General features: G+C 54.7%; 18 protein-coding genes. 10 read left to right on the plus strand and 8 right to left on the minus strand.

The features are described 5' to 3' along the window. The first annotated feature begins 108 nt into the window (after positions 1-108). The 4 genes from ftsN (at position 109) to rraA (ending at position 3730) form a co-directional block, all read left to right on the plus strand. Positions 109-1119, plus strand: coding sequence for a cell division protein FtsN (ftsN, locus tag EPG66_RS20925; RefSeq protein ID WP_182688004.1), 1011 nt, complete (start codon positions 109-111; stop codon positions 1117-1119). 88 nt (positions 1120-1207) lie between these two features. Then, on the plus strand, positions 1208-1738 hold the full coding sequence (hslV, locus tag EPG66_RS20930) for an ATP-dependent protease subunit HslV (RefSeq protein ID WP_010258174.1): 531 nt from the start codon (positions 1208-1210) through the stop codon (positions 1736-1738). Positions 1739-1748: 10 nt separating this feature from the next. Next, positions 1749-3086, plus strand: coding sequence for an ATP-dependent protease ATPase subunit HslU (hslU, locus tag EPG66_RS20935; RefSeq protein WP_031591847.1), 1338 nt, complete (start codon positions 1749-1751; stop codon positions 3084-3086). Positions 3087-3244: 158 nt separating this feature from the next. Next, positions 3245-3730, plus strand: a complete 486-nt coding sequence (rraA, locus tag EPG66_RS20940; protein ID WP_009088032.1) for a ribonuclease E activity regulator RraA — start codon at positions 3245-3247, stop codon at positions 3728-3730. 53 nt (positions 3731-3783) lie between these two features. On the opposite strand, the gene zapB is transcribed toward rraA, so the two are convergent. Further along, positions 3784-4023, minus strand: coding sequence for a cell division protein ZapB (gene zapB / locus EPG66_RS20945; RefSeq protein WP_003851242.1), 240 nt, complete (start codon positions 4021-4023; stop codon positions 3784-3786). Positions 4024-4428: 405 nt separating this feature from the next. On the opposite strand from zapB, the gene EPG66_RS20950 reads away from it, so the two are divergent. The 3 genes from EPG66_RS20950 to glpX all read left to right on the plus strand — a co-directional run bounded on the left by EPG66_RS20950 (position 4429) and on the right by glpX (position 7932). Then, positions 4429-5283 (plus strand): MIP/aquaporin family protein, encoded by an 855-nt coding sequence (locus tag EPG66_RS20950; RefSeq protein ID WP_010258182.1) that lies wholly within the window; start codon positions 4429-4431, stop codon positions 5281-5283. Between the two features lie 30 nt (positions 5284-5313). Continuing rightward, positions 5314-6825: a glycerol kinase GlpK gene (glpK, locus tag EPG66_RS20955; RefSeq protein WP_010258184.1), complete on the plus strand. Its 1512-nt coding sequence runs from the start codon at positions 5314-5316 to the stop codon at positions 6823-6825. A gap of 96 nt (positions 6826-6921) precedes the next feature. Next, positions 6922-7932, plus strand: coding sequence for a class II fructose-bisphosphatase (gene glpX, locus EPG66_RS20960; RefSeq protein ID WP_031591850.1), 1011 nt, complete (start codon positions 6922-6924; stop codon positions 7930-7932). On the opposite strand, the gene emrD is transcribed toward glpX, so the two are convergent. Next, positions 7922-9115, minus strand: a complete 1194-nt coding sequence (gene emrD / locus EPG66_RS20965; RefSeq protein WP_022624918.1) for a multidrug efflux MFS transporter EmrD — start codon at positions 9113-9115, stop codon at positions 7922-7924. The two genes, glpX and emrD, sit on opposite strands and share 11 nt — an antisense overlap. A 273-nt stretch (positions 9116-9388) precedes the next feature. Here emrD and fpr point away from each other — a divergent pair, with 273 nt between their 5' ends. After that, a complete protein-coding gene (fpr, locus tag EPG66_RS20970) occupies positions 9389-10135 on the plus strand; it encodes a ferredoxin--NADP(+) reductase (RefSeq protein ID WP_010258190.1) in 747 nt (248 codons plus the stop codon). Here the strand turns inward: fpr and EPG66_RS20975 are convergent. Beyond that, entirely contained in the window at positions 10126-10560 is a 435-nt protein-coding gene (locus EPG66_RS20975) for a DUF805 domain-containing protein (RefSeq protein ID WP_115758618.1), read from the minus strand. The two genes, fpr and EPG66_RS20975, sit on opposite strands and share 10 nt — an antisense overlap. A 98-nt stretch (positions 10561-10658) precedes the next feature. Between EPG66_RS20975 and EPG66_RS20980 the strand changes: the two genes are divergently transcribed. Further along, complete coding sequence (locus EPG66_RS20980) at positions 10659-11249, plus strand: DUF1454 family protein (protein WP_069025517.1); 591 nt, start codon at positions 10659-10661, stop codon at positions 11247-11249. A 120-nt stretch (positions 11250-11369) separates the two neighbouring features. Further along, on the plus strand, positions 11370-12137 hold the full coding sequence (gene tpiA / locus EPG66_RS20985; RefSeq protein WP_010258199.1) for a triose-phosphate isomerase: 768 nt from the start codon (positions 11370-11372) through the stop codon (positions 12135-12137). A 27-nt stretch (positions 12138-12164) separates the two neighbouring features. Here tpiA and EPG66_RS20990 read toward each other — a convergent pair whose 3' ends face one another. The 5 genes from EPG66_RS20990 to EPG66_RS21010 all read right to left on the minus strand — a co-directional run bounded on the left by EPG66_RS20990 (position 12165) and on the right by EPG66_RS21010 (position 16700). Next, positions 12165-12938: a CDP-diacylglycerol diphosphatase gene (locus EPG66_RS20990; protein WP_069025518.1), complete on the minus strand. Its 774-nt coding sequence runs from the start codon at positions 12936-12938 to the stop codon at positions 12165-12167. 161 nt (positions 12939-13099) lie between these two features. Further along, on the minus strand, positions 13100-14089 hold the full coding sequence (locus EPG66_RS20995; protein ID WP_022624915.1) for a sulfate ABC transporter substrate-binding protein: 990 nt from the start codon (positions 14087-14089) through the stop codon (positions 13100-13102). A 143-nt stretch (positions 14090-14232) separates the two neighbouring features. Beyond that, entirely contained in the window at positions 14233-15195 is a 963-nt protein-coding gene (pfkA, locus tag EPG66_RS21000; RefSeq protein ID WP_003851263.1) for a 6-phosphofructokinase, read from the minus strand. 207 nt (positions 15196-15402) lie between these two features. Next, positions 15403-16305 (minus strand): CDF family cation-efflux transporter FieF, encoded by a 903-nt coding sequence (gene fieF / locus EPG66_RS21005; RefSeq protein WP_031591856.1) that lies wholly within the window; start codon positions 16303-16305, stop codon positions 15403-15405. A 239-nt stretch (positions 16306-16544) separates the two neighbouring features. After that, a complete protein-coding gene (locus EPG66_RS21010) occupies positions 16545-16700 on the minus strand; it encodes a con-10 family general stress protein (RefSeq protein ID WP_010258211.1) in 156 nt (51 codons plus the stop codon). Positions 16701-17119 lie beyond the last annotated feature (419 nt).

Raw genomic sequence — 17119 nt, forward strand, 5'->3', positions numbered from 1 at the left:
GCTGGTCAAAGTTCCGACCCTTAAGTAACATGGCGGACTCCTTGCCGGGCGCGTAAAAATCATCATTTCGCCCATCTGGCACTATTTTTGAAGGGTATAAGAACGAGAGTGGCACAAAAAGATTACGTAGGCCGCGGGCGTTCAACAGGGACGCGTCGCAAAAAAAGCCCCAGCCGTGGCAAGAAGAGCAAAGGCGGTTCGGGAACATCTAAACTGATGATTGTACTGGCGGTCGCAGTGTTGGTGACCTTTGCCGGTGGTTTATGGTTCCTGGCGCATCACAAAAAAGAGGACGTGCCGGTCATTACGGATCATAAAGCCAACGGCAATGGCCTGCCGCCGAAGCCAGAAGAGCGCTGGAAATATATTAAAGAGCTGGAAAACCGTCAGGTCACCGTGCCGACACCTATCGAACCCTCTTCCGGTGGCGAAGTGAAGTCGCAGACACAGCTGACCGACGAGCAGCGCCAGTTGCTGGAGCAGATGCAGGCGGATATGCGTCAGCAGCCGACGCAGCTCAACGAAGTGCCGTGGAACGAACAGACGCCGGCGCAACGTCAGCAGACACTGCAGCACCAGCAGCAGTTGCAACAACTGCAACGTCAGCAGCAGCAGGTTCAGCAACAACAGCAGCAGCAACAGGTTCAGCAACAACGTCAGCAGTTGCAGGCTCAGCAGCAACAGCAACGCCAGCAGCAGTTGCAGCAACAACAACAGCGCCAGCAACAGCAGCAATTACAACAACAGCAACGTCAGCAGCAGCAGCAGCAGCAGCAGCAGCAGCAGCAAAACGTACAGCGCCAGACGCAGCCTGCACCTGTTACGCGTGAACCGGAAGTTCAGCCAAAACCGCAGGAGACCGCGAAGGCGAAACCGACGGAGAAAGCTTCTTCGCAGCGCTGGATGGTGCAGTGTGGTTCATTTAAAGGCACTGACCAGGCTGAATCGGTGCGCGCCGGCTTAGCCTTTGAAGGATTTGAAAGCCGTATTACCACCGGTGGCGGCTGGAATCGTGTGGTTATCGGTCCTTATAAAGACCGCGCCTCCGCTGACAGCACCCTGAAGCGCCTGCGCAGTTCCGGACACTCCAGCTGTATTCCGCTCTCCGTCGGGGGTTGAAACCCGTCAAACCCGCCCCATATCTGTTGCATGATACTCCGCGCCCGGTGCGCGGAGTCCTTTTCCGACTGCAACAAGGGGTCTGCCCGTGACAACAATAGTAAGTGTACGACGCAACGGCCAGGTAGTGATTGGCGGTGATGGCCAGGCTACGCTCGGCAATACCGTGATGAAAGGCAACGTTAAAAAAGTGCGTCGTTTATACAACGATAAAGTGATTGCCGGATTTGCTGGCGGCACCGCAGACGCCTTCACCCTGTTTGAACTTTTCGAACGTAAACTGGAAATGCATCAGGGCCATCTGGTGAAAGCTGCGGTGGAACTGGCCAAAGACTGGCGTACTGACCGTATGCTGCGTCGCCTTGAAGCCTTACTGGCCGTCGCAGATGAATCAGCTTCACTTATCATCAGCGGTAACGGTGACGTCATCCAGCCTGAAAACGATCTGATCGCCATCGGCTCCGGTGGGCCTTTTGCCCAGGCAGCGGCACGTGCGCTGCTGGAGAATACCGAGATGGGCGCACGCGACATCGTCGAAAAGTCGCTGAATATCGCGGGTGATATCTGCATCTACACTAACCACAACGTTAATTTCGAAGAATTAACGTCTAAGTCGTAAGGGTATAAATATGTCTGAGATGACTCCTCGCGAAATCGTCAGCGAACTGAACCGCTTTATCATCGGCCAGGACAGCGCTAAGCGCGCCGTGGCTATTGCACTGCGTAACCGCTGGCGCCGCATGCAGCTCGACGAAGAGCTGCGCCATGAAGTGACCCCTAAAAATATCCTGATGATCGGTCCGACCGGTGTCGGTAAAACCGAGATCGCGCGTCGTCTGGCTAAGCTGGCCAATGCGCCGTTTATCAAAGTAGAGGCGACCAAATTTACCGAAGTCGGTTATGTCGGTAAGGAAGTGGACTCTATCATTCGTGACCTGACCGATTCGGCCATTAAGATGGTGCGCAGTCAGGCGATTGAAAAGAACAAATATCGTGCCGAAGAGATGGCGGAAGAGCGTATTCTTGATGTGCTGATTCCACCAGCAAAAAACAACTGGGGCCAGTCAGAGCAGAGCGCTGAACCCTCTGCAGCACGCCAGTCGTTCCGCAAGAAGCTGCGCGAAGGCCAGCTGGACGATAAAGAGATTGAGATCGACCTGGCTGCCAGCAGCCCTGGCGTCGAAATCATGGCCCCTCCGGGCATGGAAGAGATGACCAGCCAGCTGCAGTCGATGTTCCAGAACCTCGGCGGCCAGAAGCAGAAAGCCCGCAAGCTGAAGATCAAAGAAGCGATGAAGCTGCTGATCGAAGAAGAAGCGGCCAAACTGGTTAACCCGGAAGAGCTTAAGCAGGACGCCATTGATGCCGTTGAGCAGCACGGTATCGTGTTTATCGATGAGATCGACAAAATCTGTAAGCGCGGCGGCCAGAATGCCGGCGGCCCGGATGTCTCACGCGAAGGCGTTCAGCGCGACCTGCTGCCGCTGGTTGAAGGCTGCACCGTCTCCACCAAGCATGGTATGGTGAAAACGGACCACATTCTCTTTATCGCCTCAGGCGCGTTCCAGGTTGCCAGCCCTTCCGATCTGATCCCGGAGCTGCAGGGTCGTCTGCCCATCCGTGTTGAACTGCAGGCGCTGACCGTGAACGATTTCCAGCGCATCCTGACCGAGCCGAATGCCTCGATTACCGTGCAGTACAAAGCCCTGATGAATACTGAGGGCGTGAACATTGAGTTCACCGAAGAGGGTATTCGCCGGATCGCTGAAGCCGCATGGCAGGTCAACGAAACCACCGAAAACATCGGTGCGCGCCGTCTGCACACGGTGCTGGAGCGTCTGATGGAAGATATCTCGTATGACGCCAGCGATCGTCACGGTGAATCCGTTACCATCGATGCTGACTATGTCGGTAAGCATCTGGATGAACTGGTGGCTGACGAAGACCTTAGTCGCTTCATTCTCTGATCCACTGATTCAGCGCTTTTCAGAAGCCCAGCCCGCCCGGCTGGGCTTTTTTATGCATGTTCTTGATCGAACGGTGCTTTTTTCATACTGATGATTTTGCCAACAATCTGCATATAGCGATATACTTACCCTTCCTGTGGCAAACAGACGAAACCCTTATGAAATACGATACATCTGAACTCTGCGATATCTACCATGAAGAAGTGAATGTTGTTGAACCGCTTTTTTCAAATTTTGGTGGGCGCACTTCATTCGGTGGTCAGATTACCACAGTGAAATGCTTTGAAGACAACGGCTTACTCTACGATCTGCTGGAAGAGAATGGCCGGGGTCGGGTACTGGTGATTGATGGCGGCGGCTCAGTGCGCCGTGCACTGGTGGATGCGCAGCTGGCACGTCTGGCGGCAACCAACGAGTGGGAAGGTCTGGTGATTTACGGTTCGGTACGCCAGGTTGATGAGCTGGAAGAGCTGGAGATTGGCATTCAGGCGATTGCCGCAATTCCGGCAGGCGCTGCGGGTGAAGGAATTGGCGAAAGCGATGTGCGCGTCAATTTCGGCGGCGTCACCTTCTTCTCCGGCGACCATCTCTATGCCGACAACACCGGTATCATTCTGTCAGAGGATGCGCTGGACCTCGAATAGGCCAGACATGAAAACGGGTGCCTGAGCACCCGTTTTTCACATCAGCTGAGGCTTCAAACCTCTTCCATTTTTCCCAGCAATGCACGCAGACGTTCCTGCCACACGTGTTGCTCTTCTTTCAGGTGCTGATTTTCACGCATCAGCGCATCGTGGTTGCCCGCGACTTGTTGCGCATCGTTACGCAGTGAGTTGTTCTGCTCTTTCAGCTCTTCGATTTCCATCTGCAACAGGGTGATGGTATCAATCGCCTGCTGTACTTTCGCTTCCAGTTTCTCAAACACTTCAAATGACATCTTTCTGACCTCTCCTAAATTCCTGCAAGGCGTTGATGATGCCAGCTTAAGCCAGCAACGTTGTCCCGATTGTATGTAGCCTCACCCCGCAAGTCCAGCAACGCGGCCGCTGCGGGCGTAGTCTGTAACACTTTTCAGCCAATCCCTGAATTTACGCTGCGCTTACTGCGACTGCTTTCTGGTACGGGTCCGTTATCCCCGTCATCAGGCGCGAATATTGGCTAAGGAAAGCCAGAATACGCGAAAACGCGCATTTTTATGACGCAGTACACAAAAAACGATTTCGCTATTTCTCGTTTATGTTCGTTAACGATAAATTCACACCAGCCCTACATTAAAGCTGGGTGCCTCATGGAATGAGAACAAAAACTGATAAAATTTAACCTCGCTTCAGGAACCACTATTATGAGTCAGACAACTAACACGCTCAAAGGTCAGTGTATTGCCGAATTTCTGGGGACAGGCTTGATTATTTTCTTTGGCGCAGGCTGTGTGGCTGCACTGAAACTCGCCGGTGCCGCCTTCGGTCAGTGGGAAATCTGCATCATCTGGGGTCTTGGCGTTTCCATGGCCGCCTACCTCACCGCAGGCATTTCGGGCGCGCACCTGAACCCGGCAATTACCGTTGCGCTCTGCCTGTTTGCTAATTTTGAAGGACGTAAAGTTCTGCCTTATATCGTATCGCAGATTGCCGGTGCCTTTTGTGCCGCGGCGCTGGTATACGGTCTCTACTACAGCCTGTTTTTTGATTATGAGCAGAGCCACCAGATGGTGCGCGGCACGGTTGAAAGTCTCGACCTGGCAGGCATCTTCTCAACCTACCCTAATCCACATATCGGTGTCGGCCAGGCCTTCCTGGTTGAGATGGTCATCACGGCAGTATTAATGGCGGTCATTATGGGTCTGACGGATGACGGCAACGGCATTCCGCGTGGCCCACTGGCTCCACTGCTGATTGGCCTGCTGGTTGCAGTTATCGGTGGCTCCATGGGTCCTCTGACCGGCTTCGCCCTTAACCCGGCTCGTGATTTCGGACCGAAGATCTTCGCATGGCTGGCAGGCTGGGGTAACGTTGCCTTTACCGGTGGTCGTGACATCCCTTACTTCCTCGTGCCGATTTTTGGCCCGCTGGTCGGTGCCTGCCTGGGTGCAGTAGGTTATCGCACACTGATTGGTCGCTACCTGCCAGGTACCGCCCAGGAACCTGCAAGCGTTCCAGCAGACAAACCGGTTGCACGCGCTCAGCAGCGTAAAGCGTAAGTTTCACCTTTTATCATCAGGACAGAATTTATGACTACCACAGATAAAAAATATATTGTCGCGCTCGATCAGGGCACAACCAGTTCACGCGCTGTCATTCTCGACCACGACTCTAATATCGTCGCGGTATCGCAGCGCGAATTCACCCAGATCTACCCGAAAGCGGGCTGGGTTGAACATGATCCAATGGATATCTGGGCTTCACAAAGCTCAACGCTGGTTGAAGTCCTGGCACATGCCGACATCCGCTCTGATGAGATTGCGGCAATCGGTATCACCAACCAGCGCGAAACCGCTATCGTCTGGGAAAAAGAGACCGGCAAGCCGATCTATAACGCCATCGTCTGGCAGGATCCCCGCACCGCCGACTACTGTCACAAACTGAAGAAAGAGGGTCTGGAAGAGTATATCCAGCACACCACCGGTCTGGTGATTAACCCTTACTTCTCCGGAACCAAAGTGAAGTGGATTCTGGATCACGTTGAAGGCTCACGTGAGCGTGCAAAACGTGGCGAACTGCTGTTTGGTACCGTCGATACCTGGCTGGTCTGGAAAATGACCCAGGGCCGGGTGCATATCACCGACTATACCAACGCCTCCCGTACCATGATGTTTAACATCCATAAGCTGGAGTGGGATCAGCGTATGCTGGATATCCTGGATATCCCGCGTGAAATGCTGCCAGAAGTGAAATCCTCTTCTGAAGTTTATGGTCAGACCAACATCGGCGGTAAAGGCGGTACACGTATTCCAATCGCTGGTATTGCCGGTGACCAGCAGGCTGCGCTGTATGGCCAGCTCTGTGTTCAGCCTGGCATGGCGAAAAACACCTACGGCACCGGCTGCTTTATGCTGATGAACACCGGTACTGAAGCGGTAACCTCAACGCACGGCCTGCTGACCACAATCGCCTGTGGCCCGCGCGGTGAAGTGAACTATGCACTGGAAGGGGCTGTATTTATCGGTGGCGCCTCTATTCAGTGGCTGCGCGATGAGATGAAGCTGATCAGTGAAGCTGCTGACTCTGAATACTTTGCGATGAAAGTGAAAGACACCAACGGCGTTTACATGGTGCCTGCTTTCACCGGCTTGGGCGCTCCTTACTGGGACCCGTATGCCCGTGGTGCCATCTTCGGCCTGACCCGTGGTGCTAATGCTAACCACATCATCCGTGCGACGCTGGAGTCTATCGCTTATCAGACGCGCGACGTGCTGGAAGCGATGCAGAACGATGCCAACACCCGCCTGCAGGCGCTGCGTGTTGATGGTGGCGCGGTTTCCAACAACTTCCTGATGCAGTTCCAGTCGGACATCCTCGGCACCCGTGTTGAGCGTCCGGAAGTGCGTGAAGTCACCGCGCTGGGTTCTGCTTATCTGGCAGGTCTGGCCGTCGGCTTCTGGCAGGATCTGGATGAAGTCCGCTCTAAAGCGGTTATTGAGCGTGAATTCCGTCCAAGCCTGGAAACCACCGAGCGTAACTTCCGTTATGCTGGCTGGAAAAAAGCCGTAGCCCGCGCCCAGGCGTGGGAAGAACAAGAGTAATATCAATGCCCGCGACCGTTGCTGTCGCGGGCCTTTTCCCCGCTCCACTGCCCCGCTGTGTTACACTGCCTGCCTGTTTTTTGTCAGGTAGATGCCATGAAACGAGAACTTGCCATTGAATTTTCCCGCGTAACCGAAGCTGCCGCCCTGGCAGGCTATCATTGGTTAGGACGCGGCGACAAAAATGCGGCTGACGGCGCGGCTGTCCATGCCATGCGTCATGTCCTGAACTCCATTGAAATCGACGGTCAGATTGTGATCGGTGAAGGCGAAATCGACGAAGCTCCGATGCTCTATATCGGTGAAAAAGTCGGTACCGGCCGCGGCGATGCGGTCGACATTGCGGTCGATCCGATTGAAGGCACCCGCATGACGGCGCTTGGCCAGGCTAATGCGCTGGCGGTGATGGCCGTAGGCGATAAGGGCAGCTTTCTGCACGCACCCGACATGTACATGGAAAAACTGATTGTTGGCCCCACAGCGCGTGGAGAGATCGATCTCGACCTGCCGCTGGAAACCAACCTGCGTAACATCGCCATCGCGATGAATAAGCCGCTGTCGCAGCTAACCGTGTCAATTCTGGCAAAGCCGCGTCATGACGCAGTGATCGGCCAGTTGCAGCAGCTGGGCGTGCGGGTGTTTACCTTCCCGGATGGCGATGTCGCCGCCTCCATTCTGACCTGCATGCCGGACAGCGAAGTCGATGTGATGTATGGCATCGGCGGCGCACCGGAAGGCGTGGTCTCTGCGGCGGTGATCCGCGCGCTGGATGGGGATATGCAGGGCCGGTTGCTGGCGCGTCACCACGTGAAAGGCGACAGCGCTGAAAACCGTCTGCTGGGTGAACAGGAGCTGCAGCGCTGTGCAGAGATGGGGATTGAAGCGGGCAAAAAGCTGACGCTGAATGAGATGGCACGCAATGACAACGTGGTGTTTGCCGCCACCGGCATTACCAGTGGCGAACTCCTGAAAGGCATTACGCGTCAGGGCAATATCGCCACCAGCGAGACCCTGCTGATTCGCGGTAAATCACGCACCATCCGCCGTATTCAGTCGATTCACTATCTCGACCGTAAAGATCCGGCGCTCCATCCCTTTATCCTGTAACCGGCTGGTTGCCGCGCTCCGGCTGACGTGAGAGCGGTAACCAGCAGAGCAGCATCACCAGCGCCGTAAAGAACATCAGCATGCCAAGGCTGAACTGATCGCGCTGCGGCATCATGGCTGACAGCCACGCCACCAGGCCCGATCCCAGGTTCTGCATCCCGCCAATCAGCGCGCCCGCGCTACCCGCCAGCCAGGCATAAGGTTCCATCGCGCCTGAAGTCGCCAGCGGGAACAGCATGCCAGCCCCAAAGAAGAACAGCGCGGCAGGCACCAGCAGCGTCCAGATATTCATCACGCCGAACCATGCCGGGATCCACATCAGGATGCCCGCCAGCAGACAGCTATTAACGCCCCACCACATCAGGCTGTGCCAGGAACCCTGCTCACGCCCGGCGAACCAGGCACCAAAAAACGCTGCCGGAATCGGCAGGATGAACAGAATGCTGACGGTCAGGCTGTGCAGGCCGAGCACGCCGCCCAGCAGAACGCCACAGCTCGACTCAAATACCGCAATCCCGGCCAGCGCGCCAATCAGCAGCACAATGTAGCGAACGAAATTCGCGTCACTGAGCAGGCGGGCGTAGCGTTTAAAGAAAGGGGTCACTTCCGCACTCTGCGGTCGGGTCTCCGGCAGCCAGCGTGCCATTGAAACGGTTACCGCCAGACAGAGCAGCAGCAGAAAGGCAAAGCAGGCGTGCCAGCCAAAGAGCTGCGTCAGCAGTGCACCAATCACCGGCGCCAGCAGCGGGCTGACCAGAATGCCCATATTAAGCAGGCTGTTAGCGCGGCGCAGCGCGTGCCCCTCGTAGAGATCGCGCGGCATGGTGCGGGCCATCACGCCTGCTACGCCGGTGCCCAGTCCCTGAACAGCGCTGCCGAACACCAGCATATCGAGCGACGTCGCCATCAGTGCCGTAATTGCGCCGATCATAAAGATCATCATGCCCGCCAGGATCACTGGACGACGACCGATGCTGTCTGACAGCGGGCCATAGATCAGCTGGGATCCGCCATAGGTCATCAGATAGGCCGCCATCACACGCTGCAGCGCGCCATCCCGCACATTCAGAGCATCCGCCATCACCGACATCGCCGGGACGTAGATAGTCTGTGCCATCTGCCCTACTGCCACCAGCACAATGAGCATCACCAGCAGCGGGCGATTTTCGAGTTTAGTCATCATGATTATGCAAAATTTCTTTCTGTGAAAGGAGGTTAAAACAGCGGTTCACCCGCCAGTCATCTTGTTATGGCGGGCAAAATATCAGGATTAGATGACAAAGCGAGAGGTGAGCGAAAAGGTCCCGGCTTGCGCCTGTCAAGTTTATGGGCCAGCCTGTAAAGACAAAGCAACAGTTTGTCGATTAGAGCCTTTGCCCCGGCGCAGGCTGGCAATCTCACCGGGCAGCCGCGAAAATAGTGACCTGCCTGAATAATCAACAACCAGGGAGTGATTATGGCTGAGTGGGTCAATGCTGAAGTAAAGGAAGTAAAAAACTGGACGGATGCGCTGTTTAGTCTCCGGGTAAAAGCGCCCATCGATCCCTTTATCGCCGGGCAATTTGCCAAGCTGGCACTGGAAATCGACGGTGAGCGGGTACAGCGCGCTTACTCTTACGTCAATGCGCCGAAAGATGATCTGCTGGAGTTTTACCTGGTCACCGTGCCAGAGGGCAAACTGAGTCCGCATCTGCAGGCACTTCGGCCTGGCGATCAGGTGATGGTCACCAAAGAAGCGGCAGGATTCTTTGTGCTGGATGAAGTCCCTGAGTGCAAAACCTTATGGATGCTGGCAACCGGCACCGCTATTGGCCCCTACCTGTCGATGCTACAGCAGGGCGAAGGTCTGGATCGCTTTGAAAACATCGTGCTGGTTCATGCTGCACGCTATGCAGCCGACCTGAGCTTTTTGCCGCTGATGCAGCAGCTGCAACAACATTATCAAGGCAAGCTGCACATCCAGACGGTGGTGAGTCGCGAAGAGATCGCCGGTTCGCTGACTGGCCGGGTCCCGGCGCTGATCGAAAACGGTGAGCTGGAGCGCGCCACCGGGTTAAGCCTGGATGCTGACAGCAGCCATGTGATGCTGTGCGGCAACCCGCAGATGGTGCGTGATACCCAGCAATTACTGAAAGAGACGCGCGAGATGCGCAAGCACCTGAAGCGCAAGCCGGGCCATATCACCAGCGAACATTACTGGTGAGCCGTTTGCCGGTATCGCACCGGCTGAGTCGCGGTACCAAACCGGTTAGCGCCGGGGGTACCGCGAAAGAGGCCGAGATCGAGCAGCAGGCCAGCCAGTAACATAAACGGAATGGCGCGACCCAACAGCCAGGGCAGTATGCCGTCCAGCATGCTCCAGTTCCCTGCCACCAGCAGCCAGGCAACAATCACCAGAAATCCCCAGTAGCCGCGGCGATTACGATCGTGCAATCGTTTAACGATAACCGCGCTGGCGGGCCATAGCAGGCAGACCACGCCAAAGGCCGCCATCTGAGTATCAAGCCAGTCGTTAGCCGCTAACGCGAATAACAGGGTTGTTGTCAGCAACCAGACCGCCTGCCAGATCCAGAAATCACGTCGTCCCAGCCGGCCGCGCCAGGAAAAACACCATTGTTGTAACGTCATGCATTATCATCCAGAGAGAAGAGAACCGCTGCGGTTTTGACCTCGCGGATAAAAACCGTTTTAATTTGCGCCTGAGTTTACGGGTTAGGATCGACAAAATGAAGAATTTGCCTGGCGCACTGCTGTTATCGTTTGCGCTGACGGTTCCGGTCTTTGCCGCCGATCCGCCACCGCAGGATCGGCCCGATGCGTTGCCCACCGCCCCCTATCTGCTGGCGGGCGCCCCCACTTTTGATATGACTATCGGCCAGTTCCGCGAAAAGTATAATCAGGCCAACGGGGCGCTGATGCTGCCGGAATATCGCGCCATTGATAATCGGGGTGACAAAAGCACCCTGACGCGCGCCGCCAGCAAAATCAATGAAACTCTCTATGCGTCTACCGCGCTGGAGCCCGGTACCGGCAAAATTAAGACGCTGCAGATTACCTGGCTACCGTTGCCAGGCCCGGATCAGAACGCCTCACAGCAAAAAGCGCTGGCCTACATGACCGCCATGTTGCGCTTCTTTGTACCGGGACTGAGCGCCGATGAGGGACGTAAAAAGCTGGAGGGTTTGCTGAATCAAGGTAAGGATTTACCCTACTTTGCGCAGGTCGAGGGCGCGTTGCGTTTTGTGGTGGCTGACAATGGCGACAAGGGGCTGACTTTCGCCGTTGAGCCGGTGAAACTGGCGCTCGCCAGCCCCTGATGATGAGGCCGAAAATGACGAAAAGCAAAGCCATCGCTACATTTGATCTCTATACTGTCTGGCAGACAACGCTGCCAGCTGGCAGCGATTTTTCATGTATCGCTTTATGCGGAGGATAGAATGCGACATCCACTGGTTATGGGTAACTGGAAGTTGAATGGCAGCAAGCAGATCACAGCTGAACTGATCGCCGGTCTGCGCAAGGAACTGTCTGGCGTTGAGGGTTGTGGCGTCGCCATTGCACCGCCAGCTCTCTATCTCGAGCAGGCAAAACACGCCATCTCCGGTAGCCACATCGCACTGGGTGCGCAGAACGTAGACGTTAACCTGTCTGGTGCGTTTACCGGTGAAGTTTCCGCAGAGATGCTGAAAGATATCGGCGCGAAATATATCATTATCGGTCACTCAGAGCGCCGCACTTACCACAAAGAGAGCGACGAATTCATCGCGAAGAAATACGCGGTGCTGAAGTCAGTGGGCCTGGTACCGGTGCTGTGCATTGGTGAAACCGAAGCGGAAAACGAAGCGGGTAAAACTGAAGAAGTCTGCGCTCGTCAGCTGGATGCCGTTCTGGAAACTCAGGGCGCCGAAGCGTTTAAAGATGCGGTCATCGCGTATGAGCCAGTCTGGGCCATCGGTACCGGCAAATCTGCCACCCCTGCTCAGGCTCAGGCCGTTCACAAATTCATTCGTGACCATATCGCGAAGAAAGATGCGGCTATCGCAGAACAGGTCATCATTCAGTACGGCGGCTCAGTTAACGATAAAAATGCGGCTGAGCTCTTCACCCAGCCCGACATTGATGGCGCGCTGGTTGGCGGTGCCTCACTGAAAGCGGACGCTTTCGCTGTGATCGTTAAAGCTGCAGCGGCTGCAAAAAGCGCCTAAGCAGTAAACGTACCGATTAAAGGCGGCTTAAGCCGCCTTTTTTATGGGCGCTATCAGCTGACAGGCGTGATCCTGTACCTCCTCCGCCGAACCGCTGTTCAGCAGCAGCCAGTTTCGCTCTATCGCCATCAGCACCAGTCGTCCATCACTTAATTCAGCCAGTGCCAGCCCATATTTCCCCATCTCGCTGCGTGCCTCTGGCCGCTCATCGGCCAGTCGGATAAACGCACTCTGCCGGGTCAACTCGTCCGGGGTCAATGCACGCAGCCAGTAGCGGTGCTTACGCAGCGTGATGCTCTGCCACCGCCCGCTAAGCTGTGGCGTCAGCTGATCAAGCTGCTGACGCACATCGGGTCGCAGGCAGGAAATATGAATATGGAGCTGGTTCTGCGTGCGGCCATACTGTGAATTGATAGCCAGTGACAGGACCCGATCATCAATAGGTGAGCCGTGTCGCTGCGCAAGCAGAGTCCGCTCATTCCAGGCAAGAGCAAAGTAGTTGGGCGTAGCGGATTGCAGTAACCTCGGGCTTTCGATGCCGGTGATCCTGTCGATCGGGATCAGCAGATACTGCAACGGCCCGTGCATATCTTTCAGCATGGCATAGCGATGCCGCTGATCGACGCGCTGACAGGGCGCAGGTTCTCCACCACTCTGCTGGTGAGGCAGACATTTCTCGCTGACGATCTGCCACAATGCATCACTGTTCTTTTTGAAATGCAGTGCGGCAGCCAGCATCCCCGCAATGACCAGTACCAGCAGAACCGCAACCAGGCGGGTTGCACGACGATGTGTCGGCATAACAACGCTTCCTGAATGGCTTAGCAGCCTGCATCCTCGCCTGGCGAGAAAAAAATGTCACGGGGAATTCTGGCAGATAACCCAGCGGCTGGGCGGAGAAGAGAAAAACCGGGATGGTAGAGGATAAGCGGTCAGCGCAGGGATGCGCTGACCGCAACGCATTACGGTTTCATGACCTGGTCATAGCTGCCGCCATCGGCGAAGTGAGCTTTCTGAGCCTGTGTCCAGCCACCAAACTTGTCCTGAATGGTAAACAGCTTCACTGGCGCAAAGGTGCTGGCGAATTTCTTCGCAATTTCAGCATCACGCGGACGGTAGTAGTTCTGTGCAGCGATAGTCTGGCCTTCTGGCGAGTAGAGGTATTTCAGATAAGCATCGGCGACTTTACGCGTCCCCTTTTCATCTACCACTTTATCGACCACCGACACCGTCGGTTCAGCCAGAATCGATTCGCTCGGGGTGACAATCTCGAACTTGTCTTTGCCCAGCTTGTTAACCGCCAGATACGCTTCGTTTTCCCAGGCGATCAACACATCACCAATCCCGCGCTCAACGAAGGTATTGGTTGCGCCGCGTGCGCCGGAATCCTGCACTTCAACGTTTTTAAACAGCGCTCTGACGTAAGCCAGCGCTTTGGCCTGATCGCCGTTGTTATGATCCAGCGCCCAGCCCCAGGCCGCCAGATAGTTCCAGCGTGCGCCGCCGGACGTTTTCGGGTTAGGGGTAATAACAGATACGCCTGGCTTCGTCAGGTCGCTCCAGTCATGGATGCCTTTAGGATTATCTTTACGAACCAGGAAGACAATGGTCGAGGTGTAGGGCGCAGAGTTGTCCGGCAGACGCTGAATCCAGTTTTTATCAATACGACCGCGTTCTGCAATGGCATCAACATCCGATTGCAACGCCAGGGTGACCACATCCGCCCGAATGCCGTTAATCACGGAGGTCGCCTGCTTACCGGAACCGCCATGCGACTGACGGACCACGACATTATCGCCGGTTTCCTGTTTGTAGTGCGCACTGAACGCTTTGTTGTACTGTTCGTAAAGCTCACGCGTTGGATCGTAGGAAACGTTTAACAGCTGAATGTCTTTCGCCAGAACGCTGGTTGAGGCCAGCAACAGGGTAACGCCGATACTCCACTTGTTCATTACGCACTCTCCCAATGTCGTTATGGGCTAAGCGTGACATAAACCAATACAGAGCTAAAAGAATTAAAAATAAGCTGTTATAACCATGGGGAATATAGAGGCGGGATGCCGGGGCGCGCCAGGTCGCACACCCCGAAGAGGAATTAATAGAGTTTTTTCGCGGTGTCGAGCCAGTCGCGTTTGAACGGACGCTTCATATTCTCAATGGCGTCGACGATGTCGTGATGCACCATCTTCTCGTTCTGAATACCGACGCAACGGCCGCCGTAACCCTGCATCAGCAGTTCAATGGAGTAGGCACCCATGCGTGAAGCCAGAATACGGTCATACGCACAAGGTGCACCGCCACGCTGAATGTGGCCCAGAACGGTAGAACGGGTTTCACGCTTGGTTTCTGTTTCGATGAAACGCGCCAGATCGTCGATATCGCAGATGTGCTCAGTAATCGCCACGATAGCGTGCTTTTTACCTTTGGCGATGCCCGCTTTGATTTCCGCTACCAGCTCTTCACGAGTATACGGGAACTCAGGCAGTACGATGAACTCACAGCCACCCGCAATGGCGGCCGCCAGTGTCAGATCGCCACAGTAGCGACCCATCACTTCCACAATCGAAATACGCTGATGCGATGAAGAGGTATCACGCAGGCGGTCAATCGCTTCAACCACGGTTTCCAGCGCAGTGAAATAACCGATAGTGTAATCCGTTCCGGCAACGTCGTTATCGATGGTGCCTGGCAGACCAATGCACGGGAAGCCCATTTCAGTCAGGCGCTTAGCCCCCATGTAGGAACCGTCACCACCAATAACAACCAGCGCATCGATGCCGCGCTTTTTCATGTTCTCAATGGCAACCTGACGCACATCTTCATTACGGAACTCAGGGAAGCGAGCTGAGCCCAGGAAAGTGCCGCCGCGGTTAATCATGTCTGAAACGCTGTAGCGATCAAGATTGATCATGCGATCTTCGTACAATCCCAGGTAACCGTCATAGATCCCAAAAACTTCCAGTCCTTCACTCAGCGCGGAACGCACCACGCCACGAATAGCTGCGTTCATGCCTGGGGCGTCACCGCCGCTGGTTAATACACCAATTTTTTTGATCATGACAACCTCTGGATTGTTCAAAACTAAGGGTTAATCCTGCCTGTCGATCGCTGCTGAAGCTCATTTTACGACTCGCGCGACACGTGATGGCAGATAGTATATCAAAGGCTTGCTGCTGAATTGATTCAGGTCAGACAACTTTTCACTATTTTTTGCAGCAATGTTAGCGTTACGTCATCCCTGCCGTATCGATTTGATTCATTTAAGTTAAAAACCTAAAGAATCCTTTCTCTCGAACGGTACCACAGAACAGGGATCCTGATGGATAATTACGTCTGACCCGGGAAATTCTTTGCGTAACGCCTTCTCAACCTGATCGGCTACCCGATGCGCCTGCACCAGTGGCAGCTGATCTTCCAGTTCCAGATGCAGCTGAATAAATTTGGTCGGCCCGGACTGACGGGTTCGCAGATCGTGAACGCCCTGCACCTGCGGCCAGTTTGTCGCAAGCGTCAGGATTTGCTGCCGTTCCTCTTCCGGTAACGCGCGATCCAGCAATGACTGAACCGCCTCGTAGCCCATACGTAGTGCGCTGTAGAGAATAAAAATACCAATGCCCAGCGCGAACAGGGCATCCGCGCGGGCAAAGCCGTAGCTGCTCAGCACCAGCGCAATCAAAATAGCGCCATTCATGATGACATCGGACTGATAGTGCAGCATGTCAGCCCGGATCGCCTGGCTGCGGGTTTTACGAACCACCCATCGCTGAAAGGCCACCAGTACCAGCGTTGAGCTCAGCGCCACCACGGTTACTACAATACCGACGCCGGGCGCCCGCAACTCATTGGGCGTCGCCAGATGCTGCAGGCCGGTCAGAAACAGAAACAGCGCCGAGCCAGAAATAAACATACTTTGCGCCAGCGCTGCCAGCGACTCCGCTTTGCCGTGCCCGAAAGTATGATCCTCGTCGGCAGGCTGCAGCGCATAACGCACCACCAGCAGATTGGTCAGCGAGGCGGCGATATCCACCAGTGAATCCACCAGAGAGGCCAGTAAACTCACCGAACCGGTGTACCACCAGGCAAAAATTTTCACGAGCAACAGCACAGACGCAAGAATGGTCGCGCCGAGCGCAGCACGCTTTACCAGTCTGCCATAAGAGGGTTGCATGCCAGATTCCCTGTGCGGCATCAGTGATGATGCGCAACAAAATGAATGAATGGCTCAAGTTTAACATCGGGAGGCGGGCACTGCTTAGCGAGTCGTTCAACGGATCAGACTCTTTTGGAAAAGCGCGACAGGCACAAAACAACAAGCCCCGACCTCTATGGGAGGACGGGGCAAAGTGTCATACACATCATTGCCAGGCCACATTCAGGCCTTGATCTGGGCTGAGAAAGGGGCGACGACTACTTTTTGCCGCCTTTTTTCCCGGCTTCTGATGCTTTTTCACGATCGTTTTTGAAATTTCCGCCGCCGCTACTCTGACCGCCTTTCTTACCGGCTTCAGACGCTTTTTGCGGATTATCTGCGAAATTACCTGAACCACCACGATGCTCTGCCATAACTTACTCCGTTAATAGATTCATTCAGGACTACATAATGTGGTTGCTGCTCCCTGAGACTTCGCAAAGACACTTAACTTCCCTGCAGTGACAGGATTAAGTGTAGAGGGTGCGCCTGAACCGGCAAGCGTAACGCGGGGGATTTATCTCATTGAAAAATATAATTAAAGCTTTCTATGCCTGCCTGTAATTCATTCACTTTCAGTGAGTTATAATATTTAACAGGCGGTAAAACCCTTACCGGTACGCTTAAATTTAAGTCATGACCTGAATAGTAAAGAATCGGCGAGACTTATCCATTAAAGCTCAACAAGCGCTAATCAAACAGGGGTTTTATTGCGTGGTGATGATTCCAGTCAAAATAAAAAAAGTGAAAAAAAGATAAAAAAACCCGCCATTACGGCAGGGTTTTTTTTTTT

Origin of the sequence: Pantoea pleuroti (assembly GCF_014156615.1) — a bacterium.
In the GTDB taxonomy this organism is placed as follows: Bacteria; Pseudomonadota; Gammaproteobacteria; order Enterobacterales; family Enterobacteriaceae; genus Pantoea; species Pantoea agglomerans.

What these genes read in the sequence shown, in the direction of transcription:
- hslU (WP_031591847.1), top strand. Translation starts at nt 1,749, where the DNA reads ATGTCTGAGATGACTCCTCGCGAAATCGTCAGCGAACTGAACCGCTTT.
- rraA (WP_009088032.1), top strand. Translation starts at nt 3,245, where the DNA reads ATGAAATACGATACATCTGAACTCTGCGATATCTACCATGAAGAAGTG.
- zapB (WP_003851242.1), bottom strand. Translation starts at nt 4,023, where the DNA reads ATGTCATTTGAAGTGTTTGAGAAACTGGAAGCGAAAGTACAGCAGGCG.
- EPG66_RS20950 (WP_010258182.1), top strand. Translation starts at nt 4,429, where the DNA reads ATGAGTCAGACAACTAACACGCTCAAAGGTCAGTGTATTGCCGAATTT.
- glpK (WP_010258184.1), top strand. Translation starts at nt 5,314, where the DNA reads ATGACTACCACAGATAAAAAATATATTGTCGCGCTCGATCAGGGCACA.
- glpX (WP_031591850.1), top strand. Translation starts at nt 6,922, where the DNA reads ATGAAACGAGAACTTGCCATTGAATTTTCCCGCGTAACCGAAGCTGCC.
- emrD (WP_022624918.1), bottom strand. Translation starts at nt 9,115, where the DNA reads ATGATGACTAAACTCGAAAATCGCCCGCTGCTGGTGATGCTCATTGTG.
- fpr (WP_010258190.1), top strand. Translation starts at nt 9,389, where the DNA reads ATGGCTGAGTGGGTCAATGCTGAAGTAAAGGAAGTAAAAAACTGGACG.
- EPG66_RS20975 (WP_115758618.1), bottom strand. Translation starts at nt 10,560, where the DNA reads ATGACGTTACAACAATGGTGTTTTTCCTGGCGCGGCCGGCTGGGACGA.
- EPG66_RS20980 (WP_069025517.1), top strand. Translation starts at nt 10,659, where the DNA reads ATGAAGAATTTGCCTGGCGCACTGCTGTTATCGTTTGCGCTGACGGTT.
- tpiA (WP_010258199.1), top strand. Translation starts at nt 11,370, where the DNA reads ATGCGACATCCACTGGTTATGGGTAACTGGAAGTTGAATGGCAGCAAG.
- EPG66_RS20990 (WP_069025518.1), bottom strand. Translation starts at nt 12,938, where the DNA reads ATGCCGACACATCGTCGTGCAACCCGCCTGGTTGCGGTTCTGCTGGTA.
- EPG66_RS20995 (WP_022624915.1), bottom strand. Translation starts at nt 14,089, where the DNA reads ATGAACAAGTGGAGTATCGGCGTTACCCTGTTGCTGGCCTCAACCAGC.
- pfkA (WP_003851263.1), bottom strand. Translation starts at nt 15,195, where the DNA reads ATGATCAAAAAAATTGGTGTATTAACCAGCGGCGGTGACGCCCCAGGC.
- fieF (WP_031591856.1), bottom strand. Translation starts at nt 16,305, where the DNA reads ATGCAACCCTCTTATGGCAGACTGGTAAAGCGTGCTGCGCTCGGCGCG.
- EPG66_RS21010 (WP_010258211.1), bottom strand. Translation starts at nt 16,700, where the DNA reads ATGGCAGAGCATCGTGGTGGTTCAGGTAATTTCGCAGATAATCCGCAA.